The sequence below is a fragment of the Acinetobacter sp. 809848 genome, from assembly GCF_000581275.1.
Lineage (GTDB): Bacteria > Pseudomonadota > Gammaproteobacteria > Pseudomonadales > Moraxellaceae > Acinetobacter > Acinetobacter pittii.
Genome location: NZ_JEXG01000011.1, coordinates 66,287 through 86,685 on the forward strand (window position 1 = coordinate 66,287; position 20,399 = coordinate 86,685).

Consider the following 20,399-nt stretch of genomic DNA (forward strand, 5'->3'; position numbering starts at 1 on the left):
GTTTATAAAGGTGGGGGGTTGGCAGCTATAACTTTATAGGTTGTAACCTTTTAACAAGTTTAAAGGTTACACCGCTCAATTAAATTATAAATAGAAATTAGACTTAACCTATTTTCATAAAATATAAATCAGTGCCTTTTGCAATTGTCTGCTCTTGAAAAGGTACTATCACAATACAATTCGCTTTAACAAATGGCTCTATCTGATATGACTGTTGTTGCTCAATAATTTCTAATACATATTCCCCATTTTCTTGAGCCTTATAACACCCCCATAACAACTTTCTATTTGTCACATCAGGAACAATTTCTATGTCAGTTTTACCTTTAAAGTAAGCATGATCAAAAAAGTCTGAGATGTGCTTATTCAAAATGTATTTCACAAAAGTATGCATTAGAATCGCAATATCTTGGATGTCACCCGGTAAATTAATAATAGTCGCTTTGTCTTCTGTAACGACTACACGCATACCTTTATGATTACCGCTTTCATCATATATCTGCACAGTCTCACGACTAGGTGGAGTCCTATCTTGTCCTTTAAGAATTTTAATTTCATTAGCTGGCATACAACGTGTATTCAAGGCTGATGACATGCTGCTTTGATCAAAAATTGGAAGTTTTTCAAGCTGGAATAAAGAAGAACGATTATTTTGATATGTGCAGCAAATAATGACATCAAAGTTTGAAGTTTGTTCTTCAAAGAATTTTATATAATCGTCCCTGCTTGTCGTTAATGAGTCATCTAAAGCTAGATCATTATCTTTTCTAAGATTATTAAATGCAGCATCAAAACGTTCAGGTTTGAGTGATTTGATTTCTACCTGCTTGTAGCCCCATGTTTTCAAGACATTTTTAACATACAGACTTTCCTCACTCATTTCTTCTTTATCAAAAGAATGCATACTTACAATGAGAATTCTGGGATTTTTATATATAGATAATTCTTTGATTCCAGCTCGTCTTAAAACAATTAATTTTTCAGGAGTCAGTTTCTCATCTTTTTTTAGAATCACATCGCCTTGTTTAAATATACTGCCCTTTGGGATAACACCATGCATGGCAGGAATAGAACCAGTAATCTTTTTAGCCTCAGTATCAGAAAGATCTAATCTTTCATCTTGTTCAGCAACCACTGAATCTAAAGACTCTGGTAATTTTGTATAGGCAGGAATTTCTAACAAACTTGGAGCTTTTAGATCTAATTTATACGGATTAATAGATCTATAAAGCTGTTGTCCCCAATAGTACCAATGAGTAATTAATAAAGGGCTATCTTTACTTGCAGATTGAGTTGTTTCTGAGTTAAGAGCCCAACCCGCATATTCAGATAAATTATGCAGAGGATAATCCTGTAAAGCATATACATCACTTGCGTTAACTTGATTTATTGCTTTATCCAGCTCTACAGTTTCTTTTAAATCACCTTTAGGCAAATTTATATTGATATGATAAAAAATGTCCGTTAAATGATTTGGTAAGTTATCTGGTATTGGAAGTTTTTTTTGCATAAATATAGATCCTAGAAGTACCTCAAATAGGAGGTACTTCGCTAATTTTAATTATTAATCAACATTAATAAAGAACTTATCACCATCTAAAACGCGTTCGGTATTAAAGAAAGACCCTAAGCGGCTACCTGCTCTACGGTTATCAGATGCATCAATTTTTTTCACTGAGGCACCTGTGCCGCCTTGATGAGTAGCTGCAAACGGGAACTCATCACAATCGCAATCAGTTGCAACTTCATCAGAATCACCTGTAAAGAAACATTTTGAACCGACCGTTGGTCCATATTTGACTTTGCACATTTTTACAGATTCGGCACGATTATCTTTACGAGTTTGAGCATCTCGTAACCGAGTTAAGGCAGATGCACTTGAACTAGGAAAAACTGAATTGGTTGAACCTGCAATAAATTTACCTGGCTGTCCAGCCGCAAATGCTTCTTTAATATGCTTTGCAGACTCATCTACATCTGGATCAGTAATTTTAATTGTAGTAAGAACAGGAGGTACATCTGGATATACACATCCTTTCGTATTTGCCTTAGCTTTACCTATGTCACAGCGAACACCTGGACTATAAATCCCTGGTTCATAACTTGCCGCATCATTAAATGAAGCGTTCGCTTTGACAACTTGAAAAGATACACTTGGAGATAAAAATAAGGGATTTGAAGAAGCCAATTCAGTGCTAGATGGGGTGAAAGTAGTGGTAGATTCTAAAGATAAACCATTTACTAAATTAATTGGATTGCCGTAGACAGTCTTTGTTGTACAGTTATAACAGTACAACTCAGGTCGTACTTTTAGAGAATCACCAGTTTGCCCTATAATTTTTGTGCGCAGTTTATACTTGAATGTCCAAGTTAATGCATTTTTTGGATTATCAGAATAAACATATGCAACTACTTTCGCAGTACCTACATTTAATCCTTTTGCATCAGTCAATGGAATTTCAAATGGTTCTGACTCTAAACAATGCGCCCCTCTATTTATATAGCTATCTAGATCTTTACCAACTTTTTTACAAATTGGCGATACATCCAAAGCACTAGCAGCATAACTAGTTGTTACCATGAATATTGAAGCTAAAGCTATTATATATTTAGTTATATTTAACATGAAGTTTCCAATTTTATAAATTTAAAAAATCATCCTAATAAGCCATTTTGGCTTACCAAAATGAGGGCGAATAATAACATAATTAAAAAATAAGTAAATTTATTGATTATAATTGATAGCTTACATTTACCAATTAGTATTTTTTAAATTATGACCAATAAAAAATTTAAAATACTATTCACGTAATTACTGGTCAAAAATTTTACTAAAACATTTTATTTCAACTATTTTATTAAGCTTTATTTCAATGTATTCAAATAAGAAATTATATTCAAAAGCTTAGATATCATTATTTTTAACTCCCTTAGCTTGGTCTTACAAAAAGAAGGATTTACTTTTTAATTATTATTTTTTTAGAAGCGATCTCGGTTAAGAAATTTATTAAACCAATAAAAAAAGCCCTAAACCATTATAGTTTAGGGCTTTTTAAGTCATATAAAGCTATCGAGTTTATATGACTTTAAATCTTGGTAGGTATATCCAGACTCGAACTGGAGACCTCTACGATGTCAACGTAGCGCTCTAACCAACTGAGCTATACACCTAGAATGGAAAGCATAATATTCATTTTTCAAAAGCAAAACAAGTGATTTACCATCGAAAAAAATACAAATGAGCAGACTTTAAGCAAACTCTTTTTCGTTTTCCAAAAAAGAAAAACGGTACATGGTTTAACCACATACCGTTTCTTTAGCTGACTATTAATCTCAACTTAACAAGGACATTTCTTTAAATTACCACCTGCCGATGGATATCTCGAATCAACACAATGACGATAGAAAGTCGTCGCATCCATTGGTGTTAAATCAGGATGATGAGCTTTCATGTGCTCCAGATAAGTTTGATAGTCTGGAACGCCAACCATCAGTCGAAAGCTTTGCTGCAAACGTTGCCACAAGGTTGCAATGCGCGACCAGTTCTTTGGAGAAAGTAATAGCTCTTTTTGCGAGAGCACTGTCATTTTAATAATTTTCGCAATAATGACAGTTCCATTTTTTGCAAATTTAAAATTCATCATTACTCTCCTCGTGGGGTTACCACTTTCGGATCAGCATATACAGCTGGTGCTTCATGAGCAGTTGGTGTCGGGCTTGCTAATGCACGGCGCACAATACCAATCGCAGCAATCACCATCACAATCGCAACGATCATAAAGAAGCCACAAAGTGCAGCGTTGATTTGATTTGACATCACAATTGTCTGCATTTCTTCAAGTGTTTTTGCTGGTTTAAGAATTTCACCACGCGCAATCGCATCTGAAAATCTATTCGCTTGTGCTAAGAAACCAATCTTTGGATTTTCGTGGAAAATCTTTTGCCAGCCCGCAGTCATACAGGTAATGAATAGGAAAATTGTTGGGAAAATCGTTACCCATACATATTTTTCTTTTTTCATTTTAAACAGAATAACTGTACCCAAAATGAGTGCCATTGAAGCCAACATCTGGTTACCCACACCAAATAAAGGCCAGAGTGAGTTGACACCACCTAATGGATCAATCACACCTTGATAGACGAAGAAGCCCCATCCACCTACCGCAACAGCAGTACCTAGCAAGTTACCAAAGAATGAGCTTGAAGATTTAACCGCAGGAATAACAATACCCACAGTGTCTTGAACCATGAAACGGCAAGCACGAGTACCCGCATCGACAGCAGTTAAAATGAATAATGCTTCGAATAAAATCGCAAAGTGGTACCAGAACGCCATCATTTGACGGCTATTAAAAATTTCCGAAATGATATGTGCCATACCAATCGCAAAGGTAGGTGCACCACCTGTACGTGAAAGAATTGAGCTTTCACCTACTTCTTGAGCCAACACGGTTAGCATTTCAGGCGTAACAACAAATCCTAGATTCCGCACAGCTTCTGCCGCAGATTCTACAGTTGTACCGAGTACAGCCGCAGGCGCATTAATTGCAAAGTACACACCCGGGTCTAAGACAGTTGCACAGATCATCGCCATAATACCGACGAAAGATTCCATGAGCATGCCGCCGTAGCCAATCACACGAATGTCAGCTTCGTTATCAACGAGTTTTGGTGTTGTACCACTTGATACAAGCGCATGGAAACCAGAAATGGCACCACAGGCAATAGTAATAAATAGGAATGGAAATAAGCTACCTGAGAAAACAGGACCAGTACCGTCAATAAAATGAGTCACTGCCGGCATTTTTAGTTCAGGTAATGCAATCACAATACCAACGGCCAAGCCAAGAATGACACCAATTTTAAGGAATGTTGATAGATAATCACGTGGTGCTAACAATAACCAGACTGGTAAAACTGATGCGATAAATCCATAAATGATGAGACACCATGTCAGCTGTGTTCCTGTTAAAGTGAAAAATTCACCCCAGTATGGATCTGCTGCAACCTGTCCACCATAAACAATGGCAAGCATCATTAAAACGAAGCCGATAATAGAAACTTCGGCAATACGTCCCGGGCGAATAAAACGCATGTAAACGCCCATAAACAATGCAATTGGAATCGTCGCTGCAATACTGAAAACACCCCAAGGACTATGGGCAAGTGCTTTCACCACAACTAATGCCAGTACCGCAAGGATAATAATCATTACCCCAAGCGCACCAAGCATGACCACAATACCGGCAAAAGAACCGAGTTCTTGTTTTGCCATTTCACCAAGTGAGCGACCGTCTCGACGTGTTGAAATAAATAAAACTAAAAAGTCTTGTACCGCACCCGCCAAAACCACACCGACCAATAACCAGATCGTTCCTGGTAAAAAGCCCATTTGTGCAGCCAAAATTGGTCCGACTAATGGCCCCGCTCCTGCAATGGCAGCAAAGTGGTGACCGAAAAGCACGTATTTATTGGTGGGAACATAATCCAGACCATCGGCCAAGCGATGTGCTGGGGTTAAACGTCTTGGGTTTAATTCAAATACTTTAGTTGCAATAAATAGACTATAAAATCGATATGCGATGCTATATACACATGCTGCAGCAAGTACAAGCCAAACCGCATTGACATGTTCACCACGACTGAGTGCCAGCATCCCAAAAGAAATTGCACCTATTATTGCCACTAGGCTCCAGACCAGCTTGGAGGGAAGCGTAGATTTCGCTTGCATTGTGTCCATTCTTAACCTCTCAATAAATAACTACAGCATTTTTATATTGTTATGTACTGTTTCTCTTAATCCCTGTGACTCTACTCCTCCTTTTTCTTTTTTCCTCTTATACTTTCGCATAAAAAAAGGGATGATTTACATCATCCCTTCGATAATAGTGTATTTTTTAACTATTATGCACGCTCTAAATAATCGCCAGTACGAGTATCTACACGAACGCTTTCTTCTTGCTGAACAAATAACGGAACACGAACAACCGCACCTGTTTCAAGCTTAGCTGGTTTACCGCCGCCGCCAGAAGTATCACCACGTACGCCCGGATCAGTTTCAACAATTTTCAATACAACGAAGTTCGGTGGGCTTACTGTTAAAGGTACGCCGTTGAACAACATAATTGTACATTTTTCATTTGAATCATCTTTTAACCATTTAGCAGCATCGCCCATTGCGATTTTGTCTGCCGCGATTTGCTCAAAAGATACAGGATCCATGAAGTTCCACATTTCACCATCGTTGTATAGGTATTCCATTTCAACTTCAACGATGTCAGCTGCTTCTAAAGAGTCACCTGATTTGAAAGTTTTTTCTAATACTTTACCGGTTTTAAGGTTACGTAATTTTACACGGTTGAACGCTTGACCTTTACCTGGTTTTACATATTCGTTTTCCATGATTGAACATGGGTTACCATCAAGCATAACCTTAAGGCCTGCTTTGAAATCATTTGTAGAATAATAGGCCATGAAAGGCACACTCCAAACTTAACAAGTCAACTATGCGATATAATGCGTTGTTGCATTATCTTAATCGTGTCAAATGATAAACTATTTATACCAAGAGCAAAACTGGCAATCTCAACTGAGTGACCTTATTACTGATCCTTCGGAATTGCTAAGCCTACTCGAGTTATCCTCAGAACAGCTATTATCGGGTGCGATTCTGGCTTCTGAAAAGTTTAAATTGCGTGTTCCTCGTGCGTTCGTCGGAAAAATGAACGCTAAAAACCCGCTTGACCCGCTTTTGCTACAAGTATTACCTCATCATCTAGAACTCGAAGAACATCCTGAGTTCGTTACTGACCCATTAGGCGAAGAAGCAGCAAATCAATTACCAGGTGTATTACATAAATATAAATCGCGTTTTTTACTGACTTTGACTGGTGCTTGCGCCGTACATTGCCGTTACTGCTTCCGTCGTCATTTCCCCTATCAAGAAAATTTGCCAAAAAATGAAGATTGGCTAAATATTAAAAACTATATTGAAGCAAACCCGAACATTAACGAGATCATTTTGAGTGGTGGTGACCCGCTTACGCTTTCTAACCGTAAATTAGCACTTTGGTTAGAACGCCTAGCATCTCTCAAACAAATCCAGATTCTGAGAATTCACTCACGAGTCCCAATTGTTATTCCAAACCGGATCGACGAAGAGCTGATTTCTTTATTAAAAAACAGTAGGCTGCGTATAGTTCTGGTGGTACACTCAAACCATGCTTCTGAACTCGATGACTTTACTTGTTCAAAATTGTTGCAGTTATCTGACCATCACATTACTGTACTAAATCAGGCAGTATTGCTGAAAGGTGTCAATGACTCTGCACAGACGTTAATTGATTTAAGTTATCGTTTATTTGAAGCTCGCGTTATGCCTTATTACTTACATGTTTTAGATAAAGTAAAAGGTGCACAACATTTTGATTTAGAATCATCCAAGATAGATGATATCTATCGTGACGTGTTAGCGAACCTACCGGGGTATTTGGTTCCTAAACTCGTCAGGGAAATTGCGGGCGAAAAGAATAAAACACCGCTTTTTGGGGCTACAACTTTTTGAGTTATATAATAAGTGATGATGAATAATGCGCTGTCGGACATTTTTCACAATCAAACCGAACTCACTCGTGAACGGTTAAGCTTTTGTGAAGCCAATATTAAAGATCTTAATGAATGGGTCACTACCCTTTCTATTATGCAACTCGGTGATACGTCAAAAGCATTATTCACAGCTATTTTAGAGCTCAATGAATTAAAATGTAGTGAAACCTTACGTTTCGACCTCATACAAACGCTTCATCCGACCATTAACAATGTACTCGCCAGCCTAGAGAAAAACTTCTTTAACCAAGGCGTGATTAGTACAGATCGTAATGAGCACATTATTGAATTAGCGATGTTGCTCCGCTGTTATTTCGCCAGTATTTATCTAAATATTGCGCAAAATAGTCATGAGCAACTCCAGCATCAAAAGTTTTCAATCTTTGCCTATAAGCAAAAAAAGAATTTGCAAACGGCGCGTACTTTATCGACGTTTCATGCACTTCAACAATTAACGAGTCTCCTTTATCAGCAGCACATGCTTTATAGCGAGCCTCTTAAAGGTCAATGGTTAATAGCGCATCAGCTCTATGAAACCGCAGTTCAGCACAAATATCATCTCATCAATATCAATCATATTCAGGGCATACAGCACCCTTTAGCGAATATTACACAAGCTTATGCCCAGTTGATTTTGCTGGATATTTTAAATACAAACCAGATTCGTCAGTCAGAAATTCAGGCATTGTTTCAATGTAGTTTTGACTGGGCAAGAATGATTCATATTTTGCCGAAAGATACCGCATTAACGAAATATGTGGTCGATCCAAATAAGGACCATCCACCTGTTTATAATACAAAGCGTAGCTCTAACTTTAACCCTAGTATCTTCATCGGTACGCAAGCTTTACTTGAGCATGTCACTGCAACCATGCATAAAAATGCTCAATATATTTCTAAGAATGAAAAGTTTTATTTAAGCCCAGCTTTAAAATTTCATGTTCAAACGATTTTAGGAACCACGGCTCAACGTCGTCATGAACGTTATGAGTACAATGCAGAGCTCCAAATTTGTTTTGGTTTAAGCACTGCCCATTTCTATCTATCAAAAGCAAAAAACTTTGAAGAAACGCTACAGCTTAACCATAACTATAATTTACAAAGCGAAGCTAAAGTTTTATCCAACTTAGAGAAAAAAGAACAACAAACCAGCTCTTATCAACGCTTAAGTCGTGAAAGTAAAACCATTTATCAAACCACCGTTCTCGATATTAGTGTTAATGGATATCGTATTAAATGGTCTGGCGAAGCACCAAAGAACTTAAGAACTGGTGAATACATTTTAGTTAAAGAAACTTTGCATGGACAATGGCGTGGCGGTGTAATTCGCTGGATTAAACAATCGACCGAAAAATCCCTAGAGTTAGGTTTAGAGATTTTGTCACAAGCCATGTTCCCTTGTTCAGTGCATATTCAAGCTGAGCGTCATACTCGCAATTATCATCCCGCACTACTACTACAAACACAAAATCTAGAAGAAATACAAAATACGCTTATTTTACCGGGCTCTCAAATTTTTAGAGAGCAACAAACAATTCATTTACGATTGGGGACAGAAGAAATCAAAGTGTATCTACTCAAAGCACAGCTCATTACGCAAAGTTTTATTCAATTTCATTTCGAGCTTTTGAATGAGCAGCAACAAGGTCTGCTTGATCAGTTCATGATGAAAAAGGGTAATAACTCTAGCACTCAAGATTTATGGGAAGCACTAAAGTGAGAAACTCTTTATTATCTAAAAAGTTAAAACGTACTGAAACACGTTTACTCATTATTGATGACAACCAGCTACGTTATAACCAGATTTTAAATTTATTATTGGGGAATGATTATCAAGTTCAGGCATTATTACTTGATGATTTAAAAAGTTTTGAAAAACAGTTAAATACGCCGTGGGATGCTATTATTTTTGGTCGTGCTTATGACCTAAAAATTGAACAAACTCTCTCCCTCATTCAAGCATCTGAGCAGCCAAATTTACCAGTTTTATTATTACAACCTGAAGATTATCAGCCTCAGCAATATCAGGCGTATATTCAAAAAGGCATCTATGATGTAGTTCCCTTAGAACCATTAGATTATTTTTATATCACCCTTCTTCGGACCTTGTCGTATAGCCACTTATTACAAACCGAACAACGCCTGACCAATGAGTTAGAAACAATTCACTCCCATACACAAACATTGGTCAATAACAGCCATAAAGCAGTTGCCCTTTTTCAAGAAGGGATGCATGTTAAGGCAAATACAGAATACCTCAACCTTTTTGGTTTTAAGCAAGAAGACGAGATTATTGGCCTACCGATTTTAGATGTTTTACAACCTGATGATTTAAATGTTTTTAAACAAAGATTTAAGAAAATTTCATTAGGCCAATTTGATCAGGCACGTTTTGAAATTCAAAGCCAACATGCAGCAATTTCAGGTAATAACGCGCTAAAACTAGAGTTTATTCCTAGTCAGGAAGAAGATGCCGTACAGTTGACCATTGACTACCAACTGGATTTAGCAACACCAGCAAATACAGTTTTTGCCGAAAAGAGTTATGGGGTACAAACAGCTTGGCAACAAATTAATCGACATCTATCGACCTATCCTGCTCAAGCCAATGCGTTAATTTTATTTAAATTAAATCAGTGCCCAGAGCGAGTATTTCAACAAGATTGGCAAACTCCTGCACAATATTTCAATCAGCTGCACAGTTTCTTAAAAGAACACGCGCAAATGCCGATTTTTAATATTGAACTTGGCGCATATGTTGGCGTTTTACAAGCTGAAAACAGCACAGTCCTTAACTCCCAACTGACTAGTCTGCAAAGTTTGCAAAAAGAGCATTTATTAAAGATCGATGAGCTTAACTACTCGATCCAATTTAAGCTGAGCTATGCCCCAATTACTGAACCTTTAAATGAAGATAGCTTTACAAGCTTACTGGCCCAAACAAGTCAGCAAGAGTTACCTAAGGCGCAGGCAGAAATTGAGCTGGCACCAACCATCGATATTATCTCTCCTGAGCCTGTTAAACCTTCTATATCGCTTGATCTAAGCCTTGAGCAAGTCGATGCTCCTTTGCAATCTTCGTTATTGCAGCAATTAAAGCAACAGTTAGCACGAAGTGAAATTCATTTAAAATATCAGCAGATCTACGATAAACACGATCAAGAAACCCATAACTATGAGGTGACTAGCGGTTTTATTAGCGATGAACAATGGTATGACATAAATGACTTGGCTGAATTAAAAGAAGACAGTGAACTTTCTATTCAATTAGATCGCTGGATTTTGGTTGAGGCATGTAAGCAACTACATAACTTTATTACTCAGTACCCTAAAGCTAAACTGATTATTAACCTGAATATTGATATCTTGCTCAAAGACAAAACATTCCCTGAGTTAATTTCAAAACTACTCACCATTATTGGTAGTAAGCTTGAAAGTCCACTGGTTTTACAATTTTCAGAACAAGCAATTCAGCCTCATCTTGCAATTGCTCAGCAACACATAGCTCGCCTGCGTCAACACGGCGCAGAAATTTCGATTCGGGATTTCAGCTCTTCTATGTATAGCGAATCAATATTGCAACAACTAGACGTTCAATATTTAAAACTGCAATCGAAGAAAACTGAGCTATTAAACTCAGATGATGGTTTAGCACGCTTACAAGAAAAGGTTTTGAACTATTTGACAGTAAAACCTGTAGGGATTTTACTGAGTGATCTAGATGATATGAACTTATTTGCTAACGCATGGAATGTGGAAACGCGTTTCTTACAAGGTCGCTATTTCCAGAAAAAACTTGATCGACTAACAGACGTACAAGACCAATAATAGTCTTGTACTGAAAAACAAAAAACGGGCATAAAGCCCGTTTTTTGTTTCGTGTTGCAGTATTAACGCTTGATAGAGCGAGACATACCAGCAAAACGTTGTTTGAATTTGTCGATACGACCACCAGTATCTACATTCTTTTGCTTACCAGTGTAGAATGGGTGGCAAGCTGAACATACGTCAAGGTAGATAGTTTCTTTACCTAAAGCAGAACGAGTTTCGATTACGTTACCGCAAGAACAAGTTGCAACTAATTTTTCATATTTTGGGTGAATATCGGCGCGCATCGTCGATTACTCCTAATTGGAAGAAAGGCTTAAGCTGTCATCGCAATTGATCACTCTCAACTAAGTTGAGGACAGGCTCAAAATGAGCAGATCAACACCACAACAGACCATTCTTTTGGCCCACCGAAACCTCTAGGGTTAGAGCTAAGCACAACAAGTGGGCAGCATTATACGTCAAATAATTTTCTTTTGCGAATTAATCTTTCGATTTAGCCCAGTAATTTGCAATCACGCCACACACCATTAATTGGATTTGGTGAAAGATCATAATAGGCAAAACGATCATGCCTAATGGTTGGCCAATAAATAAGATTTGCGCCATCGGAACACCACTTGCCAAGGTCTTTTTAGAGCTACAAAAGAAAACCGTAACTTGATCTGCTCGGTTAAAACCTAAAGCACGTGGTAGGTAAAGTGCTAATAGCATAATGACTGTTAAGAGCACTGAACACGCAATTGTTAGAATGAGTAAAGTTTTCCAACTTACTTGATGCCAAAGTCCTGCAACTACTGCTCCACTAAATGCGCCATACACCACCATCAAAATCGAGCCTTGATCGAATGCTTTAACAATACTCGGAACTTTTGCCATATAAGGGAAAATATAAGGACGTAATAATTGACCTAAAATAAATGGCACTAACAGTAATAATGTAATTTGTATAATTGAAGTCGTCGGGTCAAATCCATGTTGGCTTTGGCCTAAAATAAAGAAGCTCACCAATACTGGCGTAATAAACATACCAATCAAGTTTGAAAAAGATGCACTGCACACCGCTCCCGCCACGTTCCCTTTTGCAACCGACGTAAATGCAATAGAGGATTGAACTGTAGAGGGTAAAAAGCACATAAATAAAAAACCCCAGTAGAGCTGTTGACCTAACAGAGGTAATAGAATTGGCTTAGCCAACAGACCAATCACAGGGAAAATAAAGAAAGTAAATGCAAAGACCAGTAAATGCATTTTCCAATGCAAAATACCTTCAATTACAGCCTCACGTGATAGTTTCGCACCATGCAAAAAGAATAAGATTGCAATTGCGACTGTGGTCAGTGTATTGAAATATTGCGCTGCTTGACCACTGACTGGAAAGAATGTTGCGAGTAGTACCATTCCAACCAATAAAATTGTAAATCGATCAAGCGCCAATAACTTCAGCATAGCCATATCCTATGATTATTTTAGATAAATAAAAAACCCAGTTGATAAATTGACCATTTGGTCAAGCCTTCATCATACTGGGCTAAAAAAATAAAGCTAGACTTTTAAGAACTAATTCTTAAAGCATCATAGTCAATTTTTAGTTATTTGTCGCATTAGCATCTTGTTGAATCAATTCGACTTTATAGCCGTCTGGATCTTCAACAAATGCGATAACGGTAACGCCACCTTTCATTGGCCCCGCTTCACGCACAACTTTGCCACCACGTGCTTTAATTTCTTCACACGCTTTGTAGGCATCGTCAACACCAATGGCAATGTGGCCATAGGCATTGCCTAAATCATAACTTGATGTATCCCAGTTATGGGTAAGCTCAAGCACGGTATTGGTTTCTTCATCGCCATAGCCAACAAATGCTAGTGTAAAGCGCCCTTCTTCATAATCACGCTTACGAAGTAACTTCATCCCTAATACTTCGGTATAGAACTTTAAAGATTGTTCTAAATTGCCTACTCGCAACATTGTATGAAGCATTCGCATATATTTATCTCCTAGGAAACTTTCATTTTGATGATTGATTAGCCAACAACTTACCCACCCAAATCACGAGTAATAAAATTGGTAATCCCATCAAAAATGTAGCCGTAAAAAAGCCTGAATAACCGATATGATTCACTATTGTACCTGAGTAACCACCAATCGTTTTTGGTAACAACAGCATTAGCGAGCTAAAAATAGCATATTGCATGGCGGTAAATGACACACTAGTTAAACTAGAAAGAAATGCAATAAAAACTGCCCCAGCTAATCCGGAGGCTAAGTTATCAAATATGATGCCCATTACTAACCAAACTTTGCTATAAGGAACAACTACTTTTCCTTTCAATTCGATATCCATATTTTTATCAATCGGAATCGCTGGAATATCGGATAAATTCATACGATAACGAGGTTGATTCTCTTCTAGCTGCTTTTGATAAGAATGGTTTAAAGTTAAAGTATGTATTTGCTTATTGGCTTCATAATTTGCTTCTACTTGTATTGAATTAAGTTTAGCAAGATCATTTCCAGGAATAATAACATTCCAATCACTACCTTTAATCTTACCTTCTATTTTATTTTGTGAATTCAATAAAATACTAACGGATTTTAGCTCACCATTTTTTGGTAGATTCAATAAAGTACCATGAAGAATTACATCTTTTTTCAGCTCATCTTTATATAAAAGATTATCTCCACCAATTGCTTGAACATAAATATCTGGTTGTGATTCTGAGTTAAATACTTTTAATGGAAGGTTTATCTTTAAAGGTTCAGCATAGCCTACAGGCTGAGAATTAATTGAGACTTCATTCTGAGCTGACGTCAATGTATTACTCGGGAATTTTAGTGACCAATTTCCCACTTCATCAGGGCTTGTTGTATAAGTGTGATCCCCTATATGAACTTGAACATTTTGCATAGTAGCGCCAGATTTAACTAATCCAACAAAAATCAAGTTGGTAGTGCTTGCTAAAATTGCTCCTAACAACATCATTTTCATTACATTATAGCGTTGCGCTAACATTCCTCCGAGAAAACCACCCAATATGACAAAGAAGATCGCAAAGAACTTATTAAACCAAGCAATTTCCTCTTTATCAAAATTCAAGTCTAAATAGAATAAATTAGCCATTACACCAGCAACGACATCTGAAATACGATAAAAACCTATTAGCAATAAAATTGCTAAAGCAACTTTTAATCCATATCGCTTAAAAAAATCTAGTAAAGGTGACAACCATGTTTCTACAACAATTTTCTTATTAATTAGACCAAACTTAATTAACCCAAAAATTACAATCACCGCAATTGATATACTAATTAAAAATTTAATAACTAAAAGTAGAAAGTTTAAAAAAGCATCTTCGATAGAAAACGAATCAAAAATTAAACCAATTTGGTAAAAGCTAATCCCAAAAACGATGGTTGAAATAACAAAAACTGAGAATAACTGAAAATAGTCTTTAGCTTGATAGTGATGTTGAATACGTTTAACTTCAGGCTCATGAATAAATAATGTTGTAATTATTCCTATACCCATGAGGCCTGCCATTAATAAATATGTAGTTCGCCAAGCTTCATATATATAATTACCAACAGCTGTACCCAGTGAAGCTGCAAATAATAACGCACCTAATTGTGTAATGATTGTAGCAGTACGATATCCAGCATTATACGTTGAAGCTAAAACAGTTTGCACATTAGGATCTTCAGTCAATTCAATACGATAAGCATCAACAATAATATCTTGAGTAGCTGAAGAGAAGCCAAGGAAAATAGCAGCTGCTGCCATAATAGTCAGATTTGAAAATGAGCCAAAATCAGAAGTATTCGGTAAGGGATTTGTAAATGCCATTAAACAAATTGCACAGATAACCAAAATTTGTGCAACTAATAGCCAACTACGTCTTAACCCCATTTTTCTTGTTAAATAAGGAAGTGGTAATTTATCTATCAAAGGTGCCCAAATAAACTTGAACGAATAAGCCAAAGCTGCCCAAGAGAACATGGTGATAGTACTTCTGTTAATTCCAGCTTCAGTCAACCAAAATGATAAAGTTGAAAAAATTAGAAATATGGGAATTCCTGATGAAAAGCCTAAAAACAACATAATAATTGCTCGGCGATCCAAGAAGGCCATAAAGGAACTTTTCCACCCTTTTGATTCAGCACTCATTCGTTTTTTATTTTCCATAAATTATAAATGTGCCTATTCAAACCCTTCTTACAATTGCTTTCAAGATTCTTTATGCAATCAATTTTGTTTTGGCGATAAAAACGGCAAGTTTGCTTGATATTTTATGCTAAACCTGTATACCTTTAAGCTTCAACCTTCGTTTTCTTTTGCTGGATATCAACAGTGACACAAAAACTTGATCAAGTGACCATCTCAACTTTATCACTCGCTAAAACAAACACCACAAACGTCACAATAAATGCATTTCCTTCAGCTTTTGAGCAACCTGATATAAAAATGACTTTGGATAAAACAGCCTTAAAACCCGAACAACTAACACATATTCCAGATTTTGAAAAAATTCCAGCTTCTACAAAACGTATAAAACCGCTTAATAACTTTTTAGGGCAAGACCGTGCCAAAGCATCGGTAGAAGCGGGTATTTCTTTACCCTACTCTGGCTATAACATTTTTGCAGTAGGAACAGCAGGCTTGGGTAAACGCACCATGATTAAGCGTTTACTCCAACAACATGCGAAAACAATGCCTACTCCAGATGACTGGGTATATGTCTATAATTTTAAGCAGGCACGCCAACCACTTGCTTTACGCTTCCCTGCTGGACAAGGAACCAAGTTTCAACATGCCCTTCATCAAACTTGGCAAATTATTTTAAAACAGCTTGAACGCCGTTTTAGTGCCGAGACCTATCATAACCGTATTGAGCGTATCCGTGAGGAAACTGGAGATGAGCAGCAACAAGCGCTTGTCGAGTTAACCAAAGAAGGTGAAGAACTCGACTTAAAACTCATCTCCCGCAATGAAAAGCATGGCTTTGTACCTGTACAAGTAAAAGATGATCAGGTGCAAGAACTGACTCAAACAGAAATTGATGCTTTAAATACTAAGCAACGTGCTGAAATTGCAGCGAATGTTCGCTACATGGATAAAAAGCTCGAGCGTCTTGGTTTGCATTTAGGTGATTTAGAAGATGACGCACGTGACAAAGTCTCTGTGTTGAATCGAGACATCGCGACTCAAGTGGTTAAGCCACGCATGGATTTGATTTTAAATAAATATGGTCAAGTCAAAGGCCTTGAAGATTATTTAAAACAATATGCTCAAGATGTAATTGATAATGTTGAACTCATTTTAGAGCAAGAAGAAGATGACTTTGCTCCGGCAATGTTTAATCGTGTGCCAGCACGTTATCAGGCCAATGTAATTGTCTCAAACAAACCAAACAGTGGTGCACCGGTTATTTTTGAAGATTTCCCAACGCACTACAACTTGCTTGGTCATGTTGAACAACTTACTCACAACGGTACAATTACCACAGATTTCACGCTCATTCGTCCAGGTGCCCTACATCAAGCGAATGGTGGCTTTTTAATGCTTGAGGCAGAGCAATTACTCGAACAGCCTTATGCATGGCAAGGCTTAAAGCGCGCCTTAAAATCAGGCCAACTCAAGCTTTCTTCTCTTGAACATATGCTGACGTTAACAGGCTCTATCTCGATTGAACCTGCTGCTGTTCCGCTTGATATTAAAGTGGTTCTTATGGCAGAACCTGAAATTTATTATGAAATTTTAGAAGTAGAACCAGAGCTTGGTAGTGTCTTTAAAATTCGTGCAGATTTTACCGATACATTACAACGTAATGACGAAAATGAACAAGCCTACATGCAGCTAATTGCTGATTATGTACAAGCGGATAAATTACTTCCGTTTGATCGCAGTGCTTTAGCAGCATTACTTACCGACTCAAGTCGTCAGGCAGAAGATCAAAGCTCGCTGTCATTACATGCTTCAACTTTGGGCGACCTCATTCGCGAAGCACATCACCATGCTTTTAAAGCCAATGAAAAGCTTGTAACTGACCAGCACATTAACTTGGCACTACAACACAGACAGTATCGCTTAGGCTATTTAAGAGAGCTTTACTGGCAAGATTTGTCACGTGGAACTCAGTTAATCGAAACTTCAGGTCATCGTTTAGGTCAAATCAATGCCCTCTCTGTTATTCACTATGCAGATGTTGAGTTTGGTTTACCTTCACGTTTGACTGCATCAGTTTATCAAGGCGGCGGCGATATTCTTGATATTGAGCGTAGTGTAGAACTTGGCGGTTCACTGCATGCCAAAGGCGTATTGCTCATGTCTAGCTTCTTGAAAGCTCATTTTGGTCGTGAACAGATTTTACATTTCTCTGCTGCTCTAGCCTTTGAACAAAGTTATGGACAAGTGGACGGCGACAGTGCAACAGTTGCCGAGCTTTCTGCATTAATTTCTGCAATTAGCCAAATACCAATTGATCAATCATGGGCAATTACGGGTTCTATGAACCAGTTAGGCCAAGTTCAACCAATTGGTGGTGTAAATGCAAAAATTGAAGGCTTCTATGATGCATGTAAATTACAAGGTTTAACTGGTAAACAAGGTGTCATTATTCCACGTCAAAACATGCAGCACTTGATGTTACGCCAAGATGTAATTGATGCGGTACAAAGTGGTCAATTCCATATTCATGCGATTGATACTATTGATCAAGCGCTTGAGATTTTAATGGCCCGCCCTGTCGGTACACTCGACAAAAAAGGTAAGTACAGTAAACACTCTATTTATGCTGCTGTAATGGAGCAACTCGAATATTGGCAAGCCATTGAAGATGGCGCAGAAATTGAAGAGGAGCCAAAGAAGAAAAAGAAAAATAAGAAAAAAATTAAGAAGCATGAAGAGCTTACGGCGGAAGACCTACCACAAGAAAGCGTAGAAGAAGTCGCAACCTTAAAACAGAAGTAATAAAAAAGGGCCTGTCAAATACAGGCCCTTTTTACTTTTAGAGTGGCAAAATTAACGAACGATTTGGATCGCTCGTCCTCCTGCTAACTGACTAAAATATTGTTTAAGTGCTTCAACACAGCGCTGAATTTTCATTGGCTGTTGGTCATGCTTGGCAACTTCTGCATACAAAGTAAAAGTTGGTAATTTCCAATCTGGCATGAGTTCAATTAAAGAACCATTTTTTAACTCTTTTTGAGCATCTAAATATAAAATTCTTGCAATACCATGTCCTTGCTGACATAACGCTTTTGCAACTTGTAAATTATTGCTTTGCAAACGGCTTTGCATTTCAACATTAAGTGTTTCACCCGTTTTTACATGTTGAAAATGGAAATGGTGCGCGTCATTCATGACATTAATTGATAATAACTCATGATCTCTTAAATCATTAGGATGCACAATTGGACTAGATTGATTCAGATAACTTGGAGAAGCTACCAAAATCTGATCGACAAAAGCCATCGGAATGACAGAGCTGCTTTCTTCTACCGGCGTAGAACTCATGCGCACTGCAATATCAATTCGCTCTTCAATTAAGTCGATATAACGATGCCCAACTTCAAAATGCACAGATAAACCGCGATGAGCTGACATCCAGTGAGATAACGCAGGAATGAGGTGCTGAACTGCTAAATCAGGAGTAGTTGCGATACGCAAATCCCCAATTAAGTCATCCCTCAACTCATTAATTCTGATTTTCCCCCTTTCAGCAGCCGCCAACATTTCTTGACAGCTTGAAAAAAAAGCCTGTCCGGCTTCTGTCAAACTGAGTTTACGCGTGGAGCGATGTAATAGAATTACATCCATTTCATGCTCAAGGGATCGAATCTGCTGGCTCACCGCACTTGTTGTAATTCCTAATTCACGTGCCGCACCACTAAATGAACTTTTTTCAACCACACAAGCAAAAACACCCATCGCACGAAGCTGATCTAACATAGGTTTCCTCAAATCTAATTCTAAATTTATAAAAAAATGCTTATTGTTGTAATGAAAGCAACCAATTATATTATACGAGGAAACCTAAGTTTTATGCATTAGCTATTTTGGTAAAAGATTTATAGGATTAATTGGTTTTCCATCCAAACGGATCTGGAACTCAAGCATGACCTGAGAAGCCCCAGTAGAGCCCATCTCGGCAATTTTTTGTCCAGCAGTTACATTGTCACCGCTTTTCACCAACATCTTGCTATTGTGGGCATAGGCACTGATATAGCCGTCAATATGCTTAATTAAAACCAGATTGCCGTATTCTTTTAAGCCATCAGCTGCGTAGACAACTTGACCATCTGCTGCGGCATAAATAGGGTCCCCCTGATTTCCACCATAACGGATTCCTTTGACATTATTTGCCAAATTAAACCCTTGAATCACTGGTCCATTATTCGGTTTTATCCAGCGTAAACTAGAATTTGGTGCAACCGAGGTCACTGTCGTATTCGTTGATGGTGCGGTCGTTGTAGGCTGAGTTACTGGTGTAACAGGTTGTGTGGTTGGTAGAGCAATAGTTTGACGTTTGATTTGCTCAGGTTGTGCTATGACTTGCGTAGATACTGTTCTTGGTGAAGAACCTTTCTTCAAACGCAAAGACTGATTAACATAAATACGATATGGCGGAGCAATATCATTCATTTCGGCAATACTAATATAGTCGAGACCATAACGCATTGCGATACCACTTAAAGTATCACCTGAACGAACTGTGTAATAGTTAGGAGCCATTGCATAGCGAGAACTATTATTAATTTGTGGTTTAGAAGCACACCCTGCCATAGCAACGGTAAAACCTACAGCCACAGACAACAACATAATTTTCATTATTTTGTCTTTTTGGATATGCACTCTGCTTTGTTGCCCAATTAAATGCATTGATCTCCCTCACTAAATGCTACAAATCATTTCGGCTAAGAGTACCAAAAAAGTAAGAGGAAACACGTTCCTCTTTTTCTTTAT

The 20,399-nt window shown here is 37.7% G+C and carries 15 protein-coding genes and 1 tRNA gene; 4 read left to right on the top strand and 12 right to left on the bottom strand.

Annotated elements, in window-relative coordinates; translation table 11 throughout:
* Positions 1-103: 103 nt before the first annotated feature.
* The 6 genes from J536_RS12405 to efp all read right to left on the bottom strand — a co-directional run bounded on the left by J536_RS12405 (position 104) and on the right by efp (position 6,474).
* On the bottom strand, positions 104-1,510 hold the full coding sequence (locus tag J536_RS12405; RefSeq protein ID WP_032063052.1) for a molybdenum cofactor biosysnthesis protein MoeA: 1,407 nt from the start codon (positions 1,508-1,510) through the stop codon (positions 104-106).
* Between the two features lie 54 nt (positions 1,511-1,564).
* Positions 1,565-2,626: a NucA/NucB deoxyribonuclease domain-containing protein gene (locus tag J536_RS12410; RefSeq protein WP_005068002.1), complete on the bottom strand. Its 1,062-nt coding sequence runs from the start codon at positions 2,624-2,626 to the stop codon at positions 1,565-1,567.
* Positions 2,627-3,094: 468 nt separating this feature from the next.
* Positions 3,095-3,171 (bottom strand) — tRNA-Val (locus tag J536_RS12415).
* A 167-nt stretch (positions 3,172-3,338) separates the two neighbouring features.
* Entirely contained in the window at positions 3,339-3,644 is a 306-nt protein-coding gene (locus tag J536_RS12420) for a YbdD/YjiX family protein (RefSeq protein ID WP_000980869.1), read from the bottom strand.
* Positions 3,644-5,740, bottom strand: coding sequence for a carbon starvation CstA family protein (locus tag J536_RS12425; protein WP_005068001.1), 2,097 nt, complete (start codon positions 5,738-5,740; stop codon positions 3,644-3,646). The genes J536_RS12420 and J536_RS12425 overlap by 1 nt, the downstream gene beginning before the upstream one ends.
* A 164-nt stretch (positions 5,741-5,904) precedes the next feature.
* A complete protein-coding gene (gene efp, locus J536_RS12430) occupies positions 5,905-6,474 on the bottom strand; it encodes an elongation factor P (RefSeq protein ID WP_002118666.1) in 570 nt (189 codons plus the stop codon).
* 73 nt (positions 6,475-6,547) lie between these two features.
* Between efp and epmB the strand changes: the two genes are divergently transcribed.
* Genes epmB through J536_RS12445 form a run of 3 tightly spaced genes read left to right on the top strand, consistent with a single transcriptional unit; the run spans position 6,548 to position 11,433 of the window.
* Positions 6,548-7,564: an EF-P beta-lysylation protein EpmB gene (epmB, locus tag J536_RS12435; RefSeq protein ID WP_032063053.1), complete on the top strand. Its 1,017-nt coding sequence runs from the start codon at positions 6,548-6,550 to the stop codon at positions 7,562-7,564.
* 15 nt (positions 7,565-7,579) lie between these two features.
* Complete coding sequence (locus tag J536_RS12440; protein ID WP_032004504.1) at positions 7,580-9,325, top strand: hypothetical protein; 1,746 nt, start codon at positions 7,580-7,582, stop codon at positions 9,323-9,325.
* The gene (locus tag J536_RS12445; protein ID WP_081404137.1) at positions 9,322-11,433 is read left to right on the top strand and encodes an EAL domain-containing protein; all 2,112 of its coding nucleotides are present in this window, start codon (positions 9,322-9,324) and stop codon (positions 11,431-11,433) included. The genes J536_RS12440 and J536_RS12445 overlap by 4 nt, the downstream gene beginning before the upstream one ends.
* Positions 11,434-11,495: 62 nt before the next feature.
* Here the strand turns inward: J536_RS12445 and rpmE are convergent, their stop codons facing one another.
* From rpmE to J536_RS12465, 4 genes are all read right to left on the bottom strand, one after another.
* Positions 11,496-11,720 carry a 50S ribosomal protein L31 gene (gene rpmE, locus J536_RS12450; protein WP_001200845.1) on the bottom strand — a complete coding sequence of 75 codons (225 nt, stop codon included), beginning with the start codon at positions 11,718-11,720 and terminating at the stop codon, positions 11,496-11,498.
* A 196-nt stretch (positions 11,721-11,916) separates the two neighbouring features.
* Entirely contained in the window at positions 11,917-12,888 is a 972-nt protein-coding gene (locus tag J536_RS12455; RefSeq protein WP_081309613.1) for a bile acid:sodium symporter family protein, read from the bottom strand.
* 133 nt (positions 12,889-13,021) lie between these two features.
* Entirely contained in the window at positions 13,022-13,423 is a 402-nt protein-coding gene (gene gloA, locus J536_RS12460; protein ID WP_005067992.1) for a lactoylglutathione lyase, read from the bottom strand.
* A 22-nt stretch (positions 13,424-13,445) separates the two neighbouring features.
* Entirely contained in the window at positions 13,446-15,620 is a 2,175-nt protein-coding gene (locus tag J536_RS12465; RefSeq protein WP_032063055.1) for an AmpG family muropeptide MFS transporter, read from the bottom strand.
* A 165-nt stretch (positions 15,621-15,785) separates the two neighbouring features.
* Here J536_RS12465 and J536_RS12470 point away from each other — a divergent pair, with 165 nt between their 5' ends.
* Positions 15,786-18,404 (top strand): Lon protease family protein, encoded by a 2,619-nt coding sequence (locus J536_RS12470; protein WP_005067989.1) that lies wholly within the window; start codon positions 15,786-15,788, stop codon positions 18,402-18,404.
* A gap of 51 nt (positions 18,405-18,455) precedes the next feature.
* On the opposite strand, the gene J536_RS12475 is transcribed toward J536_RS12470, so the two are convergent.
* Both J536_RS12475 and J536_RS12480 read right to left on the bottom strand, forming a co-directional pair.
* A complete protein-coding gene (locus J536_RS12475; protein WP_002118686.1) occupies positions 18,456-19,385 on the bottom strand; it encodes a LysR family transcriptional regulator in 930 nt (309 codons plus the stop codon).
* Positions 19,386-19,487: 102 nt separating this feature from the next.
* Positions 19,488-20,315 (bottom strand): peptidoglycan DD-metalloendopeptidase family protein, encoded by an 828-nt coding sequence (locus J536_RS12480; RefSeq protein WP_032055289.1) that lies wholly within the window; start codon positions 20,313-20,315, stop codon positions 19,488-19,490.
* Positions 20,316-20,399: the final 84 nt, after the last annotated feature.

Coding starts and splice junctions, on each gene's coding strand:
- J536_RS12405 (WP_032063052.1), bottom strand. CDS start 1,510: ATGCAAAAAAAACTTCCAATACCAGATAACTTACCAAATCATTTAACG.
- J536_RS12410 (WP_005068002.1), bottom strand. CDS start 2,626: ATGTTAAATATAACTAAATATATAATAGCTTTAGCTTCAATATTCATG.
- J536_RS12420 (WP_000980869.1), bottom strand. CDS start 3,644: ATGATGAATTTTAAATTTGCAAAAAATGGAACTGTCATTATTGCGAAA.
- J536_RS12425 (WP_005068001.1), bottom strand. CDS start 5,740: ATGGACACAATGCAAGCGAAATCTACGCTTCCCTCCAAGCTGGTCTGG.
- efp (WP_002118666.1), bottom strand. CDS start 6,474: ATGGCCTATTATTCTACAAATGATTTCAAAGCAGGCCTTAAGGTTATG.
- epmB (WP_032063053.1), top strand. CDS start 6,548: ATGATAAACTATTTATACCAAGAGCAAAACTGGCAATCTCAACTGAGT.
- J536_RS12440 (WP_032004504.1), top strand. CDS start 7,580: ATGATGAATAATGCGCTGTCGGACATTTTTCACAATCAAACCGAACTC.
- rpmE (WP_001200845.1), bottom strand. CDS start 11,720: ATGCGCGCCGATATTCACCCAAAATATGAAAAATTAGTTGCAACTTGT.
- J536_RS12455 (WP_081309613.1), bottom strand. CDS start 12,888: ATGGCTATGCTGAAGTTATTGGCGCTTGATCGATTTACAATTTTATTG.
- gloA (WP_005067992.1), bottom strand. CDS start 13,423: ATGCGAATGCTTCATACAATGTTGCGAGTAGGCAATTTAGAACAATCT.
- J536_RS12465 (WP_032063055.1), bottom strand. CDS start 15,620: ATGGAAAATAAAAAACGAATGAGTGCTGAATCAAAAGGGTGGAAAAGT.
- J536_RS12475 (WP_002118686.1), bottom strand. CDS start 19,385: ATGTTAGATCAGCTTCGTGCGATGGGTGTTTTTGCTTGTGTGGTTGAA.
- J536_RS12480 (WP_032055289.1), bottom strand. CDS start 20,315: ATGCATTTAATTGGGCAACAAAGCAGAGTGCATATCCAAAAAGACAAA.